Origin of the sequence: Pseudooceanicola nitratireducens (assembly GCF_900109195.1) — a bacterium.
Classification (GTDB): domain Bacteria; phylum Pseudomonadota; class Alphaproteobacteria; order Rhodobacterales; family Rhodobacteraceae; genus Pseudooceanicola; species Pseudooceanicola nitratireducens.
Genome location: NZ_FNZG01000001.1, coordinates 231,834 through 251,687, shown reverse-complemented (window position 1 = coordinate 251,687; position 19,854 = coordinate 231,834). Strand labels below are relative to the sequence as shown.

General features: G+C 65.3%; 24 protein-coding genes. 14 read left to right on the top strand and 10 right to left on the bottom strand.

What is annotated here, in order from left to right; translation table 11 throughout:
- Positions 1-97 precede the first annotated feature (97 nt).
- Positions 98-1,327: a beta-ketoacyl-ACP synthase I gene (gene fabB, locus BMX99_RS01215; protein ID WP_093446123.1), complete on the bottom strand. Its 1,230-nt coding sequence runs from the start codon at positions 1,325-1,327 to the stop codon at positions 98-100.
- Between the two features lie 200 nt (positions 1,328-1,527).
- On the opposite strand from fabB, the gene BMX99_RS01210 reads away from it, so the two are divergent.
- Positions 1,528-1,911, top strand: coding sequence for a hypothetical protein (locus BMX99_RS01210; protein ID WP_093446120.1), 384 nt, complete (start codon positions 1,528-1,530; stop codon positions 1,909-1,911).
- A 7-nt stretch (positions 1,912-1,918) separates the two neighbouring features.
- Here the strand turns inward: BMX99_RS01210 and BMX99_RS01205 are convergent, their stop codons facing one another.
- From BMX99_RS01205 to fabA, 3 genes are read right to left on the bottom strand one after another with little or no spacing between them, the layout of a single operon-like run.
- Complete coding sequence (locus BMX99_RS01205) at positions 1,919-2,254, bottom strand: zinc ribbon domain-containing protein YjdM (RefSeq protein WP_093446117.1); 336 nt, start codon at positions 2,252-2,254, stop codon at positions 1,919-1,921.
- 57 nt (positions 2,255-2,311) lie between these two features.
- Complete coding sequence (locus tag BMX99_RS19830; RefSeq protein WP_244525620.1) at positions 2,312-2,878, bottom strand: hypothetical protein; 567 nt, start codon at positions 2,876-2,878, stop codon at positions 2,312-2,314.
- A 20-nt stretch (positions 2,879-2,898) separates the two neighbouring features.
- Positions 2,899-3,408 carry a bifunctional 3-hydroxydecanoyl-ACP dehydratase/trans-2-decenoyl-ACP isomerase gene (fabA, locus tag BMX99_RS01195; protein ID WP_093446111.1) on the bottom strand — a complete coding sequence of 170 codons (510 nt, stop codon included), beginning with the start codon at positions 3,406-3,408 and terminating at the stop codon, positions 2,899-2,901.
- 221 nt (positions 3,409-3,629) lie between these two features.
- On the opposite strand from fabA, the gene irr reads away from it, so the two are divergent.
- The gene (gene irr / locus BMX99_RS01190; protein WP_093446108.1) at positions 3,630-4,046 is read left to right on the top strand and encodes a Fur family transcriptional regulator Irr; all 417 of its coding nucleotides are present in this window, start codon (positions 3,630-3,632) and stop codon (positions 4,044-4,046) included.
- Here the strand turns inward: irr and BMX99_RS01185 are convergent.
- Entirely contained in the window at positions 4,005-4,646 is a 642-nt protein-coding gene (locus BMX99_RS01185) for a hypothetical protein (RefSeq protein ID WP_093446105.1), read from the bottom strand. The genes irr and BMX99_RS01185 overlap by 42 nt on opposite strands.
- Before the next feature lie 238 nt (positions 4,647-4,884).
- Between BMX99_RS01185 and BMX99_RS01180 the strand changes: the two genes are divergently transcribed.
- The 12 genes from BMX99_RS01180 (at position 4,885) to BMX99_RS01125 (ending at position 14,798) form a co-directional block, all read left to right on the top strand.
- Positions 4,885-5,703, top strand: coding sequence for an alpha/beta fold hydrolase (locus BMX99_RS01180; RefSeq protein WP_093446102.1), 819 nt, complete (start codon positions 4,885-4,887; stop codon positions 5,701-5,703).
- On the top strand, positions 5,700-6,686 hold the full coding sequence (locus tag BMX99_RS01175; RefSeq protein ID WP_093446099.1) for a threonine ammonia-lyase: 987 nt from the start codon (positions 5,700-5,702) through the stop codon (positions 6,684-6,686). Before BMX99_RS01180 ends, BMX99_RS01175 begins: the two co-directional genes overlap by 4 nt.
- A 220-nt stretch (positions 6,687-6,906) precedes the next feature.
- On the top strand, positions 6,907-8,076 hold the full coding sequence (pobA, locus tag BMX99_RS01170; RefSeq protein WP_093448370.1) for a 4-hydroxybenzoate 3-monooxygenase: 1,170 nt from the start codon (positions 6,907-6,909) through the stop codon (positions 8,074-8,076).
- Positions 8,076-8,864: a 3-oxoadipate enol-lactonase gene (gene pcaD / locus BMX99_RS01165; RefSeq protein WP_093446096.1), complete on the top strand. Its 789-nt coding sequence runs from the start codon at positions 8,076-8,078 to the stop codon at positions 8,862-8,864. Before pobA ends, pcaD begins: the two co-directional genes overlap by 1 nt.
- Entirely contained in the window at positions 8,857-9,240 is a 384-nt protein-coding gene (gene pcaC / locus BMX99_RS01160) for a 4-carboxymuconolactone decarboxylase (RefSeq protein ID WP_093446093.1), read from the top strand. The genes pcaD and pcaC overlap by 8 nt, the downstream gene beginning before the upstream one ends.
- On the top strand, positions 9,233-9,973 hold the full coding sequence (gene pcaH / locus BMX99_RS01155) for a protocatechuate 3,4-dioxygenase subunit beta (RefSeq protein WP_170848806.1): 741 nt from the start codon (positions 9,233-9,235) through the stop codon (positions 9,971-9,973). The genes pcaC and pcaH overlap by 8 nt, the downstream gene beginning before the upstream one ends.
- Position 9,974: 1 nt before the next feature.
- A complete protein-coding gene (gene pcaG / locus BMX99_RS01150) occupies positions 9,975-10,574 on the top strand; it encodes a protocatechuate 3,4-dioxygenase subunit alpha (protein WP_093446090.1) in 600 nt (199 codons plus the stop codon).
- A complete protein-coding gene (locus tag BMX99_RS01145) occupies positions 10,574-11,266 on the top strand; it encodes an alpha/beta fold hydrolase (protein ID WP_093446087.1) in 693 nt (230 codons plus the stop codon). The genes pcaG and BMX99_RS01145 overlap by 1 nt, the downstream gene beginning before the upstream one ends.
- The gene (locus tag BMX99_RS01140; protein ID WP_093446084.1) at positions 11,266-12,591 is read left to right on the top strand and encodes a lyase family protein; all 1,326 of its coding nucleotides are present in this window, start codon (positions 11,266-11,268) and stop codon (positions 12,589-12,591) included. Before BMX99_RS01145 ends, BMX99_RS01140 begins: the two co-directional genes overlap by 1 nt.
- A 140-nt stretch (positions 12,592-12,731) precedes the next feature.
- The gene (locus BMX99_RS01135) at positions 12,732-13,817 is read left to right on the top strand and encodes a zinc-binding dehydrogenase (protein WP_093446081.1); all 1,086 of its coding nucleotides are present in this window, start codon (positions 12,732-12,734) and stop codon (positions 13,815-13,817) included.
- Between the two features lie 156 nt (positions 13,818-13,973).
- The gene (locus BMX99_RS01130; protein WP_093448368.1) at positions 13,974-14,261 is read left to right on the top strand and encodes an ArsR/SmtB family transcription factor; all 288 of its coding nucleotides are present in this window, start codon (positions 13,974-13,976) and stop codon (positions 14,259-14,261) included.
- A 63-nt stretch (positions 14,262-14,324) separates the two neighbouring features.
- Positions 14,325-14,798 carry a DUF3237 domain-containing protein gene (locus BMX99_RS01125; protein ID WP_093446078.1) on the top strand — a complete coding sequence of 158 codons (474 nt, stop codon included), beginning with the start codon at positions 14,325-14,327 and terminating at the stop codon, positions 14,796-14,798.
- Positions 14,799-15,243: 445 nt separating this feature from the next.
- Here the strand turns inward: BMX99_RS01125 and BMX99_RS01120 are convergent, their stop codons facing one another.
- The 5 genes from BMX99_RS01120 to BMX99_RS01100 all read right to left on the bottom strand — a co-directional run bounded on the left by BMX99_RS01120 (position 15,244) and on the right by BMX99_RS01100 (position 19,831).
- Complete coding sequence (locus tag BMX99_RS01120; RefSeq protein WP_093446075.1) at positions 15,244-16,008, bottom strand: HpcH/HpaI aldolase family protein; 765 nt, start codon at positions 16,006-16,008, stop codon at positions 15,244-15,246.
- 3 nt (positions 16,009-16,011) lie between these two features.
- Positions 16,012-16,464, bottom strand: a complete 453-nt coding sequence (gene aroQ / locus BMX99_RS01115; protein WP_244525621.1) for a type II 3-dehydroquinate dehydratase — start codon at positions 16,462-16,464, stop codon at positions 16,012-16,014.
- Between the two features lie 136 nt (positions 16,465-16,600).
- Positions 16,601-17,245, bottom strand: coding sequence for a methyltransferase family protein (locus tag BMX99_RS01110; protein WP_093446069.1), 645 nt, complete (start codon positions 17,243-17,245; stop codon positions 16,601-16,603).
- Positions 17,246-17,545: 300 nt separating this feature from the next.
- A complete protein-coding gene (locus tag BMX99_RS01105; RefSeq protein WP_093446066.1) occupies positions 17,546-18,724 on the bottom strand; it encodes an acetyl-CoA C-acyltransferase family protein in 1,179 nt (392 codons plus the stop codon).
- Positions 18,725-18,886: 162 nt separating this feature from the next.
- Positions 18,887-19,831: a LysR family transcriptional regulator gene (locus BMX99_RS01100; RefSeq protein WP_093446063.1), complete on the bottom strand. Its 945-nt coding sequence runs from the start codon at positions 19,829-19,831 to the stop codon at positions 18,887-18,889.
- Positions 19,832-19,854: the final 23 nt, after the last annotated feature.

The following is a 19,854-nucleotide window of genomic DNA, read 5'->3' as shown; positions in this document are numbered from 1 at the left end:
CGGCCCCGCAGAATGCCCCAATCGCCCCCACGACGTGAAAAGGGGCAGAGCCGGTGATCCCGGCCCTGCCCCCTTTGGACTGTTCCAACTGGCGGGATCAGTCGCGCAGGCGCGACAGAAGCATGGACCCGTTGGTGCCGCCGAACCCGAAGGAATTCGTCATCACCGTGTCCAGGCCCGCGTTCTCGACCAGCTTGGTCGCGATCTCTTCGGGTTTCAGTTCCGGATCCAGCGTTTCGACGTTGATCGAGGGCGTGATGAAGTCGTCCTTCAGCATCAGCAGGCAGAAGATCGCTTCAAGCGCGCCCGCCGCACCCTGGGCATGGCCGGTCATCGACTTGGTCGAGCTGACGGGCGGGGTGGTGCCTTCGCCAAAGACCCGGCGCACGGCCTGGATTTCGCCCACGTCGCCCACGGGGGTCGAGGTGCCATGCGCGTTGATATAGCTGACCTTGCGACCTTCGGGCAGGGTCGCCACGGCCAGACGCATGGCGCGTTCGCCGCCCTCGCCGGACGGGGCCACCATGTCGTGGCCGTCGCTGGTCGCCGCATAGCCGGTGACTTCGGCATAGATCTTGGCCCCGCGCGCCTTGGCGTGTTCGTAGTCTTCCAGAACGACCATGCCGCCGCCGCCCGAGATCACGAAACCATCGCGGGTTTCGTCGAAGGCACGGGACGCCTTGTCCGGGGTGTCGTTGTACTTGGACGACATCGCGCCCATGGCGTCGAACAGGCAGGACAGCGTCCAGTCCAGCTCCTCGCCGCCGCCGGCAAACATCACGTCCTGCTTGCCCAGCATGATCTGCTCTGCCGCGTTGCCGATGCAATGCAGCGAGGTCGAGCAGGCCGAGGTGATGGAATAGTTGATGCCCTTGATCTTGAAGGCCGTCGCAAGGTTCGCGGACACGGTCGAGGACATGCATTTCGGCACTGCAAAGGGCCCGATCCGCTTGGTCGCGCCGGACTTCAGAACCGTCTGATGCGCTGCGAACATCGCGCTGGTGGACGGGCCGCCAGAGCCCGCGACAAGGCCGGTGCGCGGGTTGGAAATCACGTCTTCCGACAGGCCCGCATCCTCGATCGCCTGGGTCATCGCGATATAGGCATAGGCGGCCCCGCCCCCCATGAACCGCAGCGCGCGCTTGTCGATATGCTCGGCCACGTCGATCTTGAGCGTGCCGGCAATCTGGCTGCGGAACCCGTGTTCGGCCATCTCCGGGGAGGCGACGATCCCGGACTTCCCGGCCTTGAGCGAGGCGGTGACCTCTTCTGCATTGTTCCCGATCGAGGAGACGATCCCCAAACCTGTGACGACGACGCGGCGCATGTGGCCTCCCTTTCTGACTTGGGACTTACTAGAGTATCGACGCGCCCCCGTGCAAGGCGCGGTTGGTTAACGGCGCGGATTTGACCTATGGGCGGGTGTTGGCCGATGCCCGGGCGACCCCCGCCCAAGATGCTTGCCAGCGCGGGATTTCCGGGCACAGCTGGTGCAACAGTCCTTTGGTCACAGGCAGCCGCCCCACCATGAAGAAATCAGATTTCGCCCAGCTTGTCGCGGACCGGGTGCATCCCCCGTCAAAGGCCGAAAGCCTGCTGAGGTTCCACGAAAATCCGCCCGGTCGCGGGGTAACGGCGGAGCGGCGCGCCCTGGCCGCCTGGATTTCCGCCCTGCCGCAGGCGGATCGCGCCAATGTCCTGCACCTGATGGATGACGCCATCCAAAGCGCCATCTTCGGCCTGCTTGTCCTGCTGGACGAGGGCGAAGTTTATCGCGACGGCGAGGTCGTGGGCGAGGTGCAACTGGACTACCGCGCCGCGACCGGAGAGGTGACGCGCCTCAACGCCCCCGAGGGAGAGGATCTGCACGACCTCTATTCCCATGCCCTGAAGGACCGGACGGCGGATTGATCCGCGCCTACTTGGTCACCTTCTTCACGAACTGCGACTTCAGCCCGATCTGGCCGTGGCCGGGGACCTTGCAGTCGATGTCGTGATCCCCCGGGACCAGCCGGATGTTGGTGACCTTGGTGCCGACCTTCACCACCTGCGAGGTGCCCCGCAGCTTCAGGTCCTTGATCACCGTCACCGTGTCGCCATCCGCCAGCACATTGCCGACGGCGTCGCGGATCACATCGCTTTCCTGCGCCGTAGCAGACCATTCATGTCCACACTCGGGACAGACAAGAAGTGCATCCATTTCATAGGTGAAGGCGGATCCGCAGTCGGGACAGGGGGGAAGAGCATCGGTCATGCCTGCCTCTTACCCCTGCCCCTGCCCTACGGCCAGATGCAAATGGCCGCAGGATCGTCAGACGCACATCTGCGGAACGCCCTTGGCAACGACGTTCTGCCAATCGCTGCCAAGCGTCTCACGTGCGGAAAGCGCATTTCGGGCCTCGGGCGACTTGTCGGGGATCATCTTCACGACCATGCCCTGCGTGTAGGTTCCACCCCAGAAATCACTATCCGTGTTGTCCCCGGTGATGATGAACTTGTCGCCGCCCTTGCGAATGACTTCGATTGCGGCAGCCTTGAAGGCGATATTGCGCGCAGCAACAGCCCCGCAGTCAGAGTCAGTCCGAGTATCGATCTTGAACGTGTCTTTCGACATCGGCTGAACCGCTGTCTCGGCACAGGCGACAAGTCCAAACAAAGCAATAGCCGCTGGAACGTGGATAAATTTCAATTCTACTCTCCTCGTGTATATGTGACGCCAATTAGAGGCATCGCACACCGTAGAAAGCAAAACACGAACCTTTACAATGAGATAAGCCAAAAAGATTGGCACGGCCGTTTTTTCTCCAAGGAAAGTGAGAGCCAGAGCAACACCCATGCCCCAGGAAAAAGGCGCAACAGGATCTGCTGCGCCTTCCACTGTCCGGAAAAAGAAGGAAGTCAGCTTTCGCTGAGCGCGACCTTCATGTCCTTGACCTGGTAGATCACTTCGCCGTCGGCCTCGACGATGCCGTCAGCGACGCCCATGGTCAGGCGGCGGGTCTGGATCGCCTTGGTGAAATTGATGCGATAGGTCAGCATCTTGCGGTCCGGACGGACCATGCCGGTCAGCTTGACCTCGCCCACGCCCAGGGCATAGCCGCGCCCCTGCCAGCCGCGCCAGCCCAGGTTGAAGCCGGTCAGCTGCCACAGACCGTCCAGGCCAAGGCAGCCGGGCATGATCGGGTTGCCGGGGAAGTGGCAGTCAAAGAACCACAGGTCGGGTTTGATGTCGAATTCGGCCAGCACGTGGCCCTTGCCGTGTTCGCCACCATCGGCGCTGATGTCGGTGATCCGGTCCATCATCAGCATCGGCGGTTCGGGAAGCTGCGCATTGCCCGGACCGAACAATTCGCCCCGCGCACATTTCAGCAGATCATCCCGGTCAAAGCTTGTCGGATACTCGGCCATCACTGCCCCCTTGCCCCTAAGAAATCCTGCCCCCTCTAGCACCCTGCCAGCGTGCCATGCAAGGGCGGGCCCGCGCGGGGCCCTGCCATGCGCCGTCTGCGTACCGTCGGGGACCGCGAAAGGCACCGGCCAAGGGCGACTTTTGCAACGGCATTGAAATCCCTTGCCGCAACGGCTTATATTGTCCGGCGACACAGCCAATGGACATGGTTCTTAGCCGGATGAGCAGCACAGCAACGACAGACGTCACCCAGTGGCTGGCCCAGGGCGGCCTGCGACCGACGCGTCAGCGGACCCTGCTGGCCGAGCTTCTGGTCGGCGATGGCCAGCACCGTCACGTCACCGCCGAAAGCCTTTTTGCCGCCGCGCAGGAGTCCGGGCAGTCGGTTTCGCTGGCGACCGTGTACAACACGCTCAAGGCCTTCTGCGACGTGGGGCTGCTGCAGGAAATCACCGTGGACGGGTCGAAAAGCTATTTCGACACCAACATGGGCGACCACCCGCATTTCTACTGGGAAGACGACGGCCATCTGACCGACGCCCCGGCAGATCAGCTGAAGATCGTGGCCCTGCCCGAGATCCCCGAAGGGGCCGAGCTAGCCAAGGTCGACGTCGTCATCCGCCTGCGCCGCCGCTGACCCTTTTGCGGGTCGCGGGTCGGCCTTCGATCTGCCCCCTGCCCCCGCACTGCCCCCAGCCCCGGACAGACGATCGCGCGATGCCTCGCGCTTTTCGACAAAACCACGGGTGTCGCCGTATTCCATGAAGAACTGGTAGTGATCATGCACCCCGGCCATGCGGGCGGCGTGTTTGACGGGGCACCAGTAGGCCTCGGTCCGGGCGGCGATTTCCCCGACATATGCGATCAGCCCGTTGGCATAGGCGCAATAGGCGCAGTTGATTTTCTGCGGCAGGTTCAGATGCGCCAGCCGGTGGCGGTCCATCACGATATAGTCGCCCCGGGCGACCCGGGGGATGCCATAGGCGCGAAAGCAGATCGCCTGATACAGGCTGACGAAGAGATCCAGGATCACGAAGGGGATGATCAGCGAATAGATCACCGGGGCCGTGATCACATGGCTGAACCGGATCTGCGGGCGCGCCCTTGCGGGGGTCTGACCGGCGCGCAGCCCGGCGATATAGCTGGCCACGTCGACGTCGGGCCAATCCACGTTCTGCACATGGGCCGCCGTGCGGTCCCTGATCCGCGCCCAGAAGTCTCGAAGCGTTTCTGCCATGATGCGCCCCCCTTGTGGCCCCCTTCGTCTTGAAGGGTGCCCGCTGAATGCCGGTCCGGTTTGCCGTGTCAGTATGCAGGCAAAGGCGGCCATTCGGCAATCGCCATGGCCGGCGGGCGCCCTGCCGCGACTTGCGGATACGAAAGGGCTTTCGCCTGCCCGTCCCGGTGATACGGTCGGGGCCTGATCCGGGCGCTTTAGCAAAGCCCCGCGGCCCCCTGCGCGAAAGGACCCCCAGATGCCCCATTTCGACGCCCCCGACGGCACGCGACTGTATTACGAGGACGCAGGTGACGGGGTTCCGGTGCTGTGCCTGTCCGGTCTGACGCGGAATGCGCGGGACTTCGACTATGTCGCCCCGCACCTGGATGGCGTGCGGCTGATCCGCATGGATTATCGCGGGCGGGGCCTGTCGGAGCACGCCGATCCCGCGACCTATGCCGTGCCGGTCGAGGCCAAGGATACCGTGGCGCTGCTGGATCATCTGGGCGTAGACAAGGCCGCTGTGCTGGGCACCTCGCGCGGGGGGCTGATCGCTCTGATCCTGGGGGCGATTGCGCGCGACCGTCTGCTGGGCGTGGCCTTCAACGATGTCGGCCCGGTGGTGGACCCTGCGGGGCTGGCCGACATCATGACCTATCTCGGCGTCGTGCCGCAGGCCGCATCGCTGGAGGCCCTGGCGCAGGACAAGCTGGCGGATCCCGATTTTCCCGGCGTCGACAAGACGCGCTGGCGCAGTTTCCTGTCGCACAACGTGGTCGAGGGGCCCGAGGGGCTGCGCCTGAATTATGACCTGAAGCTGCGCGATGCGGTGGCGGCGGTCTTTGACCAGCCCGCGCCGGATCTTTGGCCAGTCTATGATCTTCTGGCCGACCTGCCCTGTGCGGTGATCCGGGGGGCAAATTCGAACCTTCTGTCAGAAGCGACCTTGCAAGAGATGGCCCGCCGTCACCCCGGCCTGATCACCGCAACCGTGCCCGATCGCGGGCATATTCCCTTTCTTGACGAACCGCAGGCGCTGGACGCCCTGCGCCTCTGGTTGGAGCAGATTGCATGAACATCGACATGATCCGGGCCGCAGCAGATCGCGCCCGGGGCCACATCCGCCACACCCCGCTGCTGTCGTCGCCGTTTCTGGACGAAATCGCCGGGCGGCGCGTGCTGGTAAAACCCGAGTGCCTGCAGCAGACCGGCAGTTTCAAGGCGCGCGGGGCCTGGTCGGCCCTGTCCGCGATGGACCCGGATCAACGCAAGGCCGGGGTGATGGCCTATTCCTCGGGGAACCACGCGCAGGGGATGGCCTGGGCCTCGGCCGCACATGGGGCGCCTTGCGTGATCCTGATGCCCTCGGACGCGCCGGCGCTGAAGCGGGCGAATACCGCCGCGCTCGGGGCCGAGGTGGTGCTGTACGACCGCGCCCGCGAAAGCCGCGAAGAAATCGGGGCCCGGATCGCGCAGGAACGCGGGCTGACCCTGGTGAAACCCTATGACGAGCCGCTGGTGATCGCGGGTCAGGGCACCACCGGCCTTGAGATCGCCGAACAGGCGCAAGAGGCCGGGGTCACCCAGGCCGAGGTGCTGGTCTGCTGCGGCGGCGGCGGGCTGACCGCGGGCGTGGCGCTGGCGCTTGAGGCCGAGGCCCCCGGCCTGAAGGTCCGCCCCGTGGAACCCGAGGGCTTTGACGACACCGGCCGGTCGCTGGCCGCCGGGGAAATCCTGCGCAACCCGCAGATGGACGGGTCGATCTGCGATGCGATCCTAACGCCGCAGCCGGGCGACATCACCTATCCGATCCTCAGCCGCCTCTGCGGTCCGGGGCTGAGCGTCACCGATGACGAGGCGCTGTATGCCGTGGCCCAGGCTTTCCTGCGGCTGAAGATCGTCGCTGAACCCGGCGGGGCGGTGGCTCTGGCGGCAGCCTTGCTGCGGCGCGATCAGATCGCGGGCGATGCGGTGATCGTCACCGTATCGGGCGGAAACGTCGATCCGGCGATGTTCAATCAGGCGCTGACCCGTCACGCCGGGTCCTCGGACACCTGAGGCGAAACACCAGTGATTCTGCGCACCCTCGGTCAGGGACAGCCTGACCGGGGGTTTTTCGCGTTCGACATACGACACCGTATGCAAAGAGGTTCGGAAGCAAAAACAAAAGGATGATCCGGAGCGCATGTTTTGCGCCCTGCCCCGCCACTCTGGCCTGTGCGAATTTAATTGACACAGACAACTACAATACGGCACCCTTGTCCAAAGGGAGATGGAAATGCGCACACAAGTCGTCATCGTCGGCGGCGGGCCTTCGGGTCTGCTGCTGTCTCAGCTGTTGTTGAAATCCGGCATCGAGTCGATCGTGCTGGAACGCAAAACCAAGGACTACGTCCTGTCACGGATCCGCGCCGGCATCCTGGAACAGGGGATGCTGGACCTGATGCGCGAAGCCGGGGTTGGCGCGCGGATGGATGCCGAAGGCTTTGTCCATGACGGCACGCTGATCGCGGCCAACAATGAAACCTTCCGCATCGACTTTGTGCAGCGCACCGGCACGCCCGTCATGGTCTATGGCCAGACCGAGGTGACCCGCGATCTGTACGAGGCGCGGGAAAAGGCGGGCGGCAAGATCGTCTTCAACACCGATGGCGTGGTGATCCATGACGCCAAGACGGATGCGCCCTATGTGACCTATATGGTCGACGGGACCGAGCATCGCATCGACTGTGATTTCGTCGCCGGCTGTGACGGGTTCCACGGCGTGTCGCGCAAGACGATCCCGGATAGCGTCCGCAGCGAGTACGAAAAGATCTATCCCTTTGGCTGGCTGGGCGTCCTGTCCGAAACGCCCCCCGTGGATGACGAACTGATCTACGCCAATTCGCCGCGCGGCTTTGCCCTGTGCTCGATGCGGAACGCCAACTTGTCGCGGTACTACGTGCAGTGTCCGCTGACCGATCACGTCGACGACTGGACCGACGCCGCCTTCTGGGACGAGCTAAAGCGCCGCATCCCCGAGGAAGCCGCCGACAAGCTGATCACCGGCCCGACCATCGAGAAAAGCATCGCGCCGCTGCGGTCCTTCGTGACCGAGCCGATGCAATGGGGCCGGCTGTTCCTGTGCGGCGATGCCGCCCATATCGTGCCGCCGACCGGGGCCAAGGGGCTGAACACGGCTGCATCGGACATCCATTACCTCTATCATGCCCTCAAGGAGCATTACCTGGAGGGCTCTGACGAAGGGATCGACGGCTACAGCCAAAAGGCTTTGCAGCGGATCTGGAAGGCCGAACGCTTCAGCTGGTGGATGACCAACCTGCTGCACCGTTTCCCCGACCAGTCGGACTTCGATCTGAAGATGCAACAGGCCGAGATCGCGTTCCTGCGGGACAGTGACGCCGCGCAGACGGTCATGGCCGAGAATTACGTGGGACTTCCATACTGATGCGTATTGTTGATCTAGACGGGCTGTCCGTGCACTACCGGGTCGATGGCGACCCGGATGGCGCGCCGGTGGTCTTTGCCAATTCCCTGGGCACCGACCTTCGGCTGTGGGACGCGGTTCTGCCGCTGCTGCCCAAGGGGCTGAAGTTCATCCGCTATGACAAGCGCGGGCACGGGCTGACCCAGGCCACGGCGCAGCCCTATTCCATGGGCACGCTGGTGCGCGATGCCGAACAGCTTCTGGATCACCTTGAGGTGCGCGATGCGCTGTTCGTGGGCCTGTCGATCGGCGGCATGATCGGCCAGGGGCTGGCGGTGAAGCGCATGGACCAGGTCCGCGCGCTGGTGATTTCCAATTCCGCGGCGAAGATCGGCGTGGCCTCGATGTGGCAGGACCGGATCGACGCTGTGAACCGCGACGGGATCGAAAGCCTGGCCGACGCCGTGATGGAGCGCTGGTTCGGCCGCGCCTTCCGCGACACGCCCGAACTGGCCGCCTGGCGCACCATGCTGATCCGCCAGGCGGTCGATGGCTATGCCGGCTGTTCCGCCGCGATCTCGGGGACGGATTTCTATACGCCAACGTCTGGTCTGCGCCTGCCCGTCCTGGGCATCGCCGGATCCGAGGACGGATCGACCCCGCCCGACCTGGTGCGCGAAACCATCGGCCTGGTGCCGGGGTCCAAGTTCGAACTGATCCGCGGTGCGGGCCATCTTCCCTGCGTCGAGAAGCCCGAAGACTACGCCCGCATCCTGACCACTTTCATCAAGGAGACAGGACATGCCTGATCGCCGCCCCGCCGGGGAAGCCACCCGCCGCGCCGTCCTGGGCGAAGCCCATGTGAACAAATCGCAAGGCAACGCCACCGACTTTGACCAGGGCTTTGTCGACCTGATCACCGAAAGCGCCTGGGGCACGGTCTGGGCCTCGGACGCGATCCCAAAACGGGAACGCTCGATGATCACCCTGGCTCTGCTGGCCGGGCTTGGGAACTTCGAGGAATTCGAACTGCACCTGCGGGCGACGGTGAACACCGGCGCAAGCAAGGAGGACATCCGCGAGGTGCTTCACCACGTGGCGATCTATGCGGGCGTGCCACGCGCGAACCACGCCTTCAAGCTCGCCCGTCAGATCTATGCCGAATTGGAGGGCAACAATGTCTGATCGCATCCAAGATCGGGGGCCGCTGATCCCGCGCAACCGCGCAGCGCATCCCCCCGCCTATGACATCGACTACAAGACGTCCGTGCCGCGCAGCCCGCGCTGGTCGCTTCTGTCGCTGGAATCCGGCCCCTCCGAGGAAACCGGCCCCACCTTCGGCCACGAGATCCTGGGCGAATGGGACAACAACCTGATCATGAACTGGACGCGCGGCAAGGCCCCCGCCGTGGGCGAACGCATCCTGGTTCATGGCCGGGTGCTGGACGAAAACGCCCGCCCCGTGCCGCATACGCTGGTCGAGATCTGGCAGGCCAATGCCGGCGGCCGCTATCGCCACAAGAAGGACACCTATTTCGCGCCGCTCGACCCGAACTTCGGGGGCTGTGGCCGGACCATCACCGATGAGAACGGGTATTACGAATTCCTGACGATCCGTCCGGGGGCCTACCCCTGGCCGAACCGGGGCAACGACTGGCGCCCGATGCATATCCACTTCTCGATCTTCGGACATGCCTTCGGTCAGCGCCTGATTTCCCAGATGTATTTCGAAGGCGACCCGCTGATCTATCGCTGCCCGATCGCGGCGACGATCAAGGATCGCGGCCAGCTGGACACGCTGGTGGCCCCGCTGGACATGGCCAAGGCGCGTCCGATGGATTTCCTGGCCTACAAGTTCGACATCGTGCTGCGCGGACGCCGCCAGACCATGTTCGAAAACAAGCTTGAGGGGATGTGAGATGGTTCAGAAACTCGACACGCTGATCGAAACGCCCTCGCAAACCGCCGGGCCTTACGTCCACATCGGCTGCATGCCGACCTATGCCGGCAACGCCGGGGCCTATGACCTTGAGATTGGGGAAAGCCCGATTGCCGACGGGGCCCAGGGCGAGGTGATCGAGATCACCGGCGAAGTCATCGACGGCACGGGCTGGGCCCTGCGCGACGCGATGATGGAAAGCTGGCAGCCGGACGCCGCGGGCAAGTTCCCCGGCCAGGCGGGGGCGGACCCCAAGGTCTCGGGCTATTGCCGGTTCGCGGCGGATTCCGAGACGGGCAAATTCACCTTGCGCACCGTCAAACCCGGAGCCGTCCAGGCGCGCAGCGGCGCGATGCAGGCCCCGCATATCTCGGTCTGGGTGGTGGCGCGTGGCATCAACATCGGGCTGCAGACACGGATCTATTTCGAGGACGAGGACAATAGCACCGACCCCCTTCTGAACCGGATCGAACAGCAGAACCGCGTCCAGACGCTGATTGCAAAGAAGACCGCAGAGGGTAAATATACCTTCAACATCGTCCTGCAGGGCGACAATGAAACGGTTTTTCTGGATATCTGATGACGCAGTTCATCCTGGTTCACGGGGCCTGTCATGGGGCCTGGTGCTGGCAGAAAGTGGTCCCCGCGCTGGAAGCGCGGGGGCATTCCGTTCGGGCCATCGACATGCCCGGCCGGGGCGGCGGCGTGCCGGATCTGACCCTTGCCGATCAGGCCCGCGCGGTGCTGGACGCCTATGAGGGGCGCGCCGTTCTGGTCGGCCATTCCGCTGGCGGCTTGTCGATTTCCGCTGCAGCCGAGGCCGCGCCCGACAGGGTCGAGCGGCTGATCTATGTGGCGGCCCTGCTGCCGCAGGATGGCGACAGCCTGGGCGGGCTGATGGGGGCGCTGGAAGGCCCGCGCGCCGATATCCCGCTGAAGGTGGCCGAGGATAGGCTGTCCTATTGCTTCGACACCGAAGGGGCGGGGCCGAAACTGTACAACGGGGCCAGCCAGGCGGATATGGACTGGGCTTTGCCGCAGGTCTGCTTCGAACCTTCCGGCCCGCATCGCGACAAAATTCAGCTTGGACAGAATTTCTCGAAAGTTCTGAAATCCTATGTTCTGTGCACAGAGGATCTGGTGATCCCCGCGCAGGACCAGGAACGCATGGCACAGGGTCTGACCGATGTGGCGCGGATCGAGACGGGGCATTCCCCCTTCCTCTCCACGCCCGGGATCCTGGCCGAACATCTGATCGAAATGGGGACGTAATGGCCGGAGCGGTTCACGACAGCGCAATCTATCACAAGCTTTTCGACGCGGGCGAGGCCTCGAAGCTGTTCACCGACAGCGCCGAGGTCCGCGCCATGCTGATCGTCGAAGGCGCGCTGGCCAAGGCCCAGGGCGAACTGGGCATCATCCCCGAACTGTCCGCTGCCGCCATCCACCGCGCCACGCTGGAAATCGTTTTGGATGCCGGGGGCTTGGGGGCGCAGGCGGCGGTGAACGGCGTGCCGATCCCCGGCCTTGTCGCCGCCTTCCGCGACGAAATGCAGGCCCCGGAACATGCGCAATACGTGCATTGGGGCGCGACCTCTCAGGACATCGTGGACACCGCGCTGATGCTGCGCCTGCGCCAGCTGCTTGGCCTGATGGAGGCCGGGTTGAAGGACACCCTGACCGCGCTGGCCCAACTGGCAAAGGAGCATGCCGATCTGCCCATGGCGGGCCGGACCTATGGCCAATACGCCACGCCGGTCAGCTTCGGATCGGTTGTCGCGGGCTGGGGGCAGCCGCTTCTGGATTGCCTGAAAGACCTGCAATCCGTGAAATCCAACCTACTGGTGTCGCTGTCTGGCGCGGCCGGAACGGGTTCGGTCTGGGGCGATCAGGCGGCACCGCTGCGCGCGGCGCTGGCCAAGGGGCTGGGCCTGGGCGATCCGGGGCGCAGCTGGCACGCCGATCGCGGCCCCGTCCTGCGGATCACCGACTGGCTGAGCCGGGTGTCCGTGGCGCTGGCCAAGATGGGCGAAGATCTGACTATCATGGCGCAATCCGGCGTGGGCGAAATCCGTCTGGGCAAGGCTGGCGGATCCTCGACCATGCCGCAGAAACAGAACCCGGTGCAGCCCGCCGTCCTGGTCGCCGCCGCGCGCCATGCCGTAGGTCTGAACGCGGTGATGCAGGGGGCCGGAATGGCCCGGCAACAACGCGACGGGGCGGCGTGGTTCACCGAATGGATGACCCTGCCGCAGCTGTGCCTGTCTGCCGCGACCTGCGTGGAAACCGCCCGCGCCCTGACCCCGGGCCTGGCCCCGCAGGCCGAGGCAATGGGCCAGGTTTTCAATCAATCCCAAGGCCTTATGCAAGCCGAGGCGCTTAGCTTTCACCTAACCGCCACCCTGCCCCGCCCCGAGGCCCAGGCCCAGGTCAAACGCCTGTGCAAAGAGGTCATCGCGGATGGCGGTCACCTGCGCGACGCGGCGCAGGCCGCCTTTCCCGATATCGACCTGAGCCCGGTTTTCGGCCCCGAAGGCCAGCTGGGCGATGCGGCCGACCAGGCGCGAGCCTTTGCGGCGGCGGTGCAGGCGCTCTGATCCCCTGCACCCGGCCGCGTGCAGCAATCTGACGTTACGGAAAATCGTTCCGAATTGTGGAATTCCGGCCCACCCTTGCGTAAGCTGGGCGGGACATAAGGCCCGTGGATGCGGGCCAGGCATGGTAAGGGGAGGTTCTCATGCAAAAGGTGCGCGCGGCGGTCTGCCGGGACTACAACACGCCGATGAAGATCGAAGACATCCAGCTGCGTGATCCGCAGATGGGCGAGGTGGCGGTCGACATCGACGCCGTGGCGATCTGCCATTCCGATATTTCCTTCTGGCAGGGCGGCTTTGGCGGGGCTCTTCCGGCGGTCTACGGCCACGAGGCGGCGGGCGTCGTCACCGCCGTGGGCGAGGGTGTGCAGGGCATGAAGCCGGGCGACAGCGTCTGCGTCACGCTGATCCACGCCTGCGGCCATTGCACCACCTGCCAGTCCGGCAAGCCGACGATCTGCGGCACCCCGGTCGACAACATGGAGGATTCACCGATTTCCACGCCCGACGGTGCGCCGGTCTACCAGGCCATGTCCTCGGGTGCCTTCGCGGAGAAGGTCGTCGTGGATCAAAGCCAGCTTTGCGTGATCCCCTCGGACATGCCCAAGGACGTGGCCTCGCTGATCTCTTGCGGGGTGATCACGGGTGTGGGGGCCGCGGTCTTTGCCGCCGATATCGAGGTCGGCCAGGACGTGGTCGTCATCGGTGCGGGGGGCGTCGGCCTCAACGCCATCCAGGGCGCGCTGATCGCCGGGGCGCGGCGCATCGTGGCCGTCGACATGCTGCCCGAGAAGCTTGAAGTCGCAAAGGAATTCGGCGCAACCGACGTGGTCCTGGCCGAAGGCAAACCCTGGGCCGAGGTCAAGAAGATCCTGGGCCGCGGGGCCGATGCGGTGCTGGTCACCGTGGGCGTCGCGAAGGTCTATGACCAGGCTCCGAAGTACCTTGGCTGGGGCGGCAAGGTCGTCATGGTCGGCATGCCCCATGGCGACAAGGTCTCGGCCTATTCGCCGCTGCTGATGGCCAACCAGGGCCAGGCGATCGTCGGATCCAAGATGGGCGACATGGTGATCAAGCGCGATATCCCCTGGATCGTCGACATGTACAAACAGGGCCGCCTGAAGCTGGACGAGCTGATCTCGGGCCGATGGACGCTGGACCAGATCAACGAGGCGATCGAGGATACGAAATCCGGGGCCGCCCGCCGCAACGTGATCATGCTGAAGTAACCTTTGCGTCCTCCCCTGCCCCCATGCGGGGCGGGGGATACCCCTGCGCCTGCCCGCTTGCGCTACACAAAGTCGCCCCCGCATGATAAGGCGGTTCAGATGCAACGCAGGAACCCACCCTTGGCCGAATTGAAACCCCTGGTCCCGCCGGAAGAGATGGAACGCAACGCCCAGGCGGCTGCGGGTTTCCTCAAGACGCTTGCCCATGAGGGTCGGCTGATGATCCTGTGCCACCTCGGAGGAGGAGAGCGGTCGGTTGGCGAACTTGAAGAGCTTCTGGGCATGCGCCAGGCCGCGGTCAGCCAGATGCTGGCCCGTCTGCGCGAAGAGGGCCTGGTCTCGACCCGTCGCGACGGCAAGGCGGTTTACTACAGCCTTGCAAACGAACAGGTGTCCGAGGTGATCGGCCTGCTGTATCGGCAGTTCTGCGCGCCCTCGGAATAATCTGGCCGTCCTGACCCTGCCGCCCCCCTTGCTGTCCCCCGTGCTGCCCCCGGAGTGTCCCGCATGACCCAGCCCGCACATCCTGCCCCCGGCCTTTCCCATGTCTGCGACCTTCATGTCGAACTGGACCCGATCCGCGAAATGGGCCAGGGCCGCGCCGGTCACCGCAGAATCATTCCGATCATCGGCGGCCGGGTCGAAGGCCCGCGCCTGTCGGGCAGGCTTCTGAACCTCGGGGCCGACTGGCAGACGATCTGGGACAGCGGCGTTGCCGAGCTGGACACCCGCTATGCGATGGAGACCCACGACGGCGCTGTGATCGAGATCATCAACTACGGCTATCGCCATGGCCCGGCCGAGGTCCTGGCCCGCGTGATGGCCGGTGAGGCCGTGCCGGCCGATCAATATTACATGCGCACGCAGGCGCGGCTAGAGACCGGGGATGCGCGGTACGAATGGGTCAACCGGACGGTCTTTGTCGGCACCGGATCGCGCCAACCGCTTGGCGTCACGGTCTCTCTTTTCGCGGTGGAGTAAGACGCCGGGCGGCTGCTTTCCGGCCTCCGCCCTTCGCGGTCACCGCGGACCGAAGGTCTTTACTCCAAGCGCCAATCTGTCCGGCCCGCCGTATCATCCACAAACGTGGTTAGCGCCCCCCCCCCTGCTACTGCGCGCCGCTCTCCTTTCCTTCCCATTCAGCCCCCGCCCGACAAAGTCGCCCGCCCGGCAGGCAGCCGTTGGGCCCAGGGGATCAACTCACGGCGCGCACTGCTCGGACCGTTAAGCGAAGGTAGCACCACGCGCGCTGCAGGAAGCGGGGGCTAGCCCCCGCACGTAGCAGTTAGCGGGGGCCAGCCCCCGCACCCCCGGGATATTTCCGAAAACCAAAGAGGTAGAGCGCGCCCTGCCCCTCTTTGGTTTTTACAAATATCCCGGGAGGTCTGGAGGGCAGCGCCCTCCAGCGCCCTCCGCCAGGGCGGGCCTAGTCCATGCGCGCCTTCAGCGCCGAAACGTCCCGCATGAGCGAAGATATATCGGTGCCGATCGCGGTGAACCCGGACCCGAGAGAGATCAGGCGGCGGGCGAAATCCTCGTTCAGGGTCAGGATGCCCGAGGGGACGTTGATCGCCTTGAGGCAGGCAAAGGCCTCCTCGATCGCGGCGACCACGTCCGCGTGGGCCTGGTTGCCGGGATGTCCCATGGAGCCCGAAAGGTCGGCGGGGCCGATGAAGACCGCGTCGACACCCTCGACCAAGGCGATTTCTTCCAGCTGCTCCAGGGCGCTGGCGGTTTCGACCTGGACGATCAGGCAGAGCTCTTCCTCGGCGCGGGTCATGTAATCCTTGACCAGCCCGTAGCGCGAGGCGCGGGTGCCACCGGCCATCCCGCGGATACCGTGCGGCGGATAGCGCATGGCGGTGACGGCGGCGCGGGCCTCATCCGCCGTCTGCACATAGGGGATCATCAGGGTCTGCGCGCCCATATCCAGGTAGCGCTTTATATAGGCCGGGTCATTGGACACCGGCCGCACCACGGCCGAGACATCAGGATAGGCGGCGATCGCCTGGAGCGAGGCATGAACCTGGAAAGCTTCGGTCGTGGTGTGTTCCGTGTCGACGACGATCCAGTCAAAGCCCTGCGCGGCCAGCGCCTCGGGGACGATGGGGCCGGCGATGGTGTTCCAGAACCCGGTCTGGTGATGCCCGGCCTTCAGCGCGGCCTTGAAGCGGTTCTTGGGCAGATCCATGGCTTATCCCTTCAGCAGCGTGGCGACGCGGGCGATGGCCAAGGCATAGCCCTGGGTGCCACAACCGGCGATCACCGCATCGGCGCGCGCCGAGACATAGGAATGGTGCCGGAAGCTTTCACGCTTGTGCACGTTGGAGATATGCACCTCGATCACCGGACCGTCGAAGGCATTGAGCGCATCCAGGATCGCCACGGAGGTATGGGTATAGGCGGCGGGGTTGATGACCACGGCCGAGGCCTCGGTCCGGGCGCGGTGGATCGCCTCGATGATCTCGCCTTCGTGGTTCGACTGGAAGAAGGTCGTGGACAGGCCCGCATCGGCGGCGGCAGCAGCGCAGAGCGTTTCGACATCGGCCAGGGTCTCGGCCCCGTAGATCTCGGGCTGGCGCTGGCCCAGCAGGTTCAGGTTGGGGCCGTTCAGCACGGCAATGGGCTTGGGGGTCGTCTGGGTCAACGTTGGGGCCTCCGGGGTGTTTGGATCGGTGATAGCATGTTTGCGCCCCCGCGCCATGGGCCTGAGGTTTTGGGGCCTGAGTTTTGGGGCCCAAGTCTTGGGATCTGTGTGAGGCCAGCGTCTTGCTTCGGTGTCCCTAGCCGCGCGGCCAGCCAAGCCAGCGGGGTGTGCGGCGGGCGAAGGCCTCGAACTCTGCCCCGTGGGTCCGGGCCAGAAAGGCTTCCTCGGTCCGGATCTGCACGCTGGCGGCGATGAAGAACAGCAGCACCGCAAGGATCCCGGGCAGCGAGGGCACGGCGCAGGCCACCCCAGTCAGCAGCGCGCCCTGACCGACGAAGGTGGGATTGCGCGAGATCGTATAAAGCCCGCCCGAGACCAGCGCGCCCACGGCCCCTTCGCTGACCCCGACCCGCCAGGAGGCCCCCATGGCCATCTGCGCGGCGAACCCCAGCATCGCCCCGGCCACCGAGAGCATGACCCCGGGAAGGGCCAGGCCGGACAGACCGGGCGACCAGAGGGGATCCAGCCCGGCAAGACCGGGGACCAGCGCCCAGATCAGCGGAGCCAGAAGACCAAGGGCAAAGCTGGCGCGGAAGCTCATGACGGCCAGCCGGTCCAGCCCCCGCGCCTGCCCGAACAGCCAGACCGGCCGCCCGGCAGCGCGGGCGGCCAGCGCGGTGCCGCCGAAAAAGGCGAGGAGGTAGAGGACCAGCACCAGAAGGGCTGCGATCTGGACTGCTGACAGGGGGGTGTTCAGGGAAGTGTTCAGGGGATCGGGCATGCGCGGCTCCGGCGGGATGTGCTGGCGCGATGATTGCCGGGAACGTGCGGGGTGCAAGGGCGGATTAGTGGTTTCGATGCTTGATCAAGGTGTTGTGACCATCGGGTCGACGGGGGTGGCCTGGACAGGTCAGATTGCGGGCAGAGGTGCCAGAGACTGCCCTGCGCGCAGCGGGTTCAGGAAAAAGGGGCCAATACATCCGCCCGCATGAACCCGGACCCGGCCACGGCTGACCGAGCCCCTGAAGCAGAAAGGGCGACCCGCGCGGGCCGCCCTTGCAAGTCGCTGATCGCGGATGGATCAGCTGCGTTCGATCGCGATGGCGATGCCCTGACCGCCGCCGATGCACATGGTGATCAGGGCGCGTTTGCCGCCGATCCGTTCAAGCTCGTACAGCGCCTTCACCGTGACGATGGCCCCGGTGGCCCCGACGGGGTGGCCCAGGGCGATGGCACCGCCGTTCGGGTTCACCACTGCGGTATCCAGGCCGAGGCCGTTGTTCACGGCGATGGCCTGGGCGGCGAAGGCTTCGTTCGATTCGATCACGTCGAAATCCGAGACGCTCAGCCCGGTGCGCTTCATCAGCATCTCGACCGCGGGGATCGGGCCGATGCCCATGACCTCGGGGCGGACACCGGCGTGGGCGTAACCCAGCACGCGGGCCAGAGGCTTCAGCCCGGCCTTTTCCGCAGCCGAGGCGCGTGCGAGGACCAGAGCCGCAGCCCCGTCGTTGATGCCCGAGGCGTTGCCCGCCGTGACCGAGCCGTCCTTCTTGAACGCGGGGCGCAGGCCGGCCAGACCTTCCAGCGTGGTGTTGGGCTTGACGTGTTCGTCGGTGTCAAAGGCGACCTCGTCGCGCTTGACCTTGACCATCACGGGCACGATCTGGTCCTTGAAGTACCCGGCCTCGATGGCGGCGGCGGCGCGCTTCTGGCTTTCCAGTGCAAATTCATCCTGCGCCTCGCGCGAAACGTCGTGCTCGGCCGAGACGTTTTCCGCCGTCACACCCATGTGGCCGGTGCCGAAGGGGCAGTTCAGCGCGCCCAGCATCATGTCCATCGTGCGGACATCGCCCATCTTCGCGCCCCAGCGTTGGTCGGGGATGATATAGGGCGAGCGCGACATCGCCTCGGCCCCGCCGGCCAGACCGAAATCCGCATCGCCCAGCATCAGCGATTGCACGACCGAGACGATGGCCTGAGCGCCCGAACCGCACAGGCGGTTCACGTTCATCGCGGGGGTGGTGTCGGGGATGCCGGCATCCATGGCCGCAACGCGGGACAGGTACATGTCGCGCGGTTCGGTGTTGATCACATGGCCATAGGCGACATGGCCGATCTGCGCGCCCTCGACCCCGGCACGCTCCAGCGCGGCCTTGGCGACGGTGGCGCCGGTCTGGGTCGGCGGCACGGCGGCCAGGCTGCCCCCGAAGGTGCCGATGGCGGTGCGTGCGCCGCTGAGAATGACGATATCTTCCATGATGAACCTCTCCCTTCATGCGGCGGAACTGCCGCCGGTTGGCACGTTGATGCCCTGTGGGATGCTGCGTTGCAACATTTCCTGCCGCCCGGTAGGCGAGAAACGCAGCGGAACAGCGGGTTTCGGGGGTGCGCGCAGGCCTTTGGGGTATGGACGGCCCGGTCAGGGCACGGGAACCTCGTCCAGAGGGGCCATCAGCATGGCAATCTGTTCGCGCAGCCAGCGATGCGCCGGCGCATTGGTCGAGCGGCGGTGCCAGACCATGTACAGCTGGGCTTCGGTCACCTCCATCGGCGGGGCATGGCAGGTCAGCCCGACCCGATCCGCGACATGCAGGGCAAGCTGATGCGGCAGAAGGGCGATCAGATCGCTGCCCGACACCGCCCGGTAAACGCCCGAGAAAAACGGCAGTGTCATCGCGACATGCCGCTTGCGCCCCAGACGGTCCAGCGCCACGTCCCCGCCTGCGGTCACCTTGCCCTCGGGCGAGAACAGCACATGCGACAGCGCGCAATACAGGTCGAGCGGGAAGGGATCCCGATCCGCGATCCCCGCGGCCTCAACCGCCGGATGGCCCTTGCGCGCGATCACCGTATAGGCCGACCGGAAGATCCTGCGGTGATCCACCCATTCCATGCCCGGCTGTCCGGGGATCAGGGCCATGTCGACGGTATAGCATTCGATCGTGTCGATGTAGCTGTCGTGCAAAAGATCGACCAGGTGCACCTGAATGCGCGGGGCGACCTGCGCCAGATGGGCGGCAAGCGGCGGCATCAGCAGTTCCGAAAAGAAATCCGCACCCGAGATCTTGAAGCTCAGCTCGGCCTCGGCCGGGTCGAAGGCACCCGGCCCCGCCAGTATCTGTTCGATCTGGTCCAGCGCGTCGCGCAGCGGGGCCTCAAGCGTGCGGGCAAAGTCCGTCGGCACAAGGCCCCGCCCTTCGCGGACAAACAGCGGATCGTTCAGCGCATGGCGCAGGCGCGACAGCGCCGCCGAGACCGCGGGCTGCGACAGCCCGGCCCGCTGGCCGGCCCGCACGGTCGAGCCTTCGCGCAGCAGCGCATCCAGGACTTTCAGAAGGTTCAGATCGAAGGCAGATAAATTCATCAGGCAAATTCTTCAGATACGAT

Excerpts from the sequence above, each read along its gene's own strand:
- pobA (WP_093448370.1), top strand. The coding sequence starts at position 6,907 with ATGCGCACACAAGTCGTCATCGTCGGCGGCGGGCCTTCGGGTCTGCTG.
- fabB (WP_093446123.1), bottom strand. The coding sequence starts at position 1,327 with ATGCGCCGCGTCGTCGTCACAGGTTTGGGGATCGTCTCCTCGATCGGG.
- pcaH (WP_170848806.1), top strand. The coding sequence starts at position 9,233 with ATGTCTGATCGCATCCAAGATCGGGGGCCGCTGATCCCGCGCAACCGC.
- BMX99_RS01180 (WP_093446102.1), top strand. The coding sequence starts at position 4,885 with ATGCCCCATTTCGACGCCCCCGACGGCACGCGACTGTATTACGAGGAC.
- BMX99_RS01135 (WP_093446081.1), top strand. The coding sequence starts at position 12,732 with ATGCAAAAGGTGCGCGCGGCGGTCTGCCGGGACTACAACACGCCGATG.
- BMX99_RS01175 (WP_093446099.1), top strand. The coding sequence starts at position 5,700 with ATGAACATCGACATGATCCGGGCCGCAGCAGATCGCGCCCGGGGCCAC.
- BMX99_RS01125 (WP_093446078.1), top strand. The coding sequence starts at position 14,325 with ATGACCCAGCCCGCACATCCTGCCCCCGGCCTTTCCCATGTCTGCGAC.
- irr (WP_093446108.1), top strand. The coding sequence starts at position 3,630 with ATGAGCAGCACAGCAACGACAGACGTCACCCAGTGGCTGGCCCAGGGC.
- BMX99_RS01205 (WP_093446117.1), bottom strand. The coding sequence starts at position 2,254 with ATGACCGATGCTCTTCCCCCCTGTCCCGACTGCGGATCCGCCTTCACC.
- BMX99_RS01110 (WP_093446069.1), bottom strand. The coding sequence starts at position 17,245 with ATGCCCGATCCCCTGAACACTTCCCTGAACACCCCCCTGTCAGCAGTC.
- BMX99_RS01130 (WP_093448368.1), top strand. The coding sequence starts at position 13,974 with ATGGAACGCAACGCCCAGGCGGCTGCGGGTTTCCTCAAGACGCTTGCC.
- pcaD (WP_093446096.1), top strand. The coding sequence starts at position 8,076 with ATGCGTATTGTTGATCTAGACGGGCTGTCCGTGCACTACCGGGTCGAT.
- pcaG (WP_093446090.1), top strand. The coding sequence starts at position 9,975 with ATGGTTCAGAAACTCGACACGCTGATCGAAACGCCCTCGCAAACCGCC.
- BMX99_RS01105 (WP_093446066.1), bottom strand. The coding sequence starts at position 18,724 with ATGGAAGATATCGTCATTCTCAGCGGCGCACGCACCGCCATCGGCACC.
- BMX99_RS01185 (WP_093446105.1), bottom strand. The coding sequence starts at position 4,646 with ATGGCAGAAACGCTTCGAGACTTCTGGGCGCGGATCAGGGACCGCACG.
- BMX99_RS01145 (WP_093446087.1), top strand. The coding sequence starts at position 10,574 with ATGACGCAGTTCATCCTGGTTCACGGGGCCTGTCATGGGGCCTGGTGC.
- fabA (WP_093446111.1), bottom strand. The coding sequence starts at position 3,408 with ATGGCCGAGTATCCGACAAGCTTTGACCGGGATGATCTGCTGAAATGT.
- BMX99_RS01210 (WP_093446120.1), top strand. The coding sequence starts at position 1,528 with ATGAAGAAATCAGATTTCGCCCAGCTTGTCGCGGACCGGGTGCATCCC.
- pcaC (WP_093446093.1), top strand. The coding sequence starts at position 8,857 with ATGCCTGATCGCCGCCCCGCCGGGGAAGCCACCCGCCGCGCCGTCCTG.
- BMX99_RS01100 (WP_093446063.1), bottom strand. The coding sequence starts at position 19,831 with ATGAATTTATCTGCCTTCGATCTGAACCTTCTGAAAGTCCTGGATGCG.
- BMX99_RS01140 (WP_093446084.1), top strand. The coding sequence starts at position 11,266 with ATGGCCGGAGCGGTTCACGACAGCGCAATCTATCACAAGCTTTTCGAC.
- BMX99_RS01120 (WP_093446075.1), bottom strand. The coding sequence starts at position 16,008 with ATGGATCTGCCCAAGAACCGCTTCAAGGCCGCGCTGAAGGCCGGGCAT.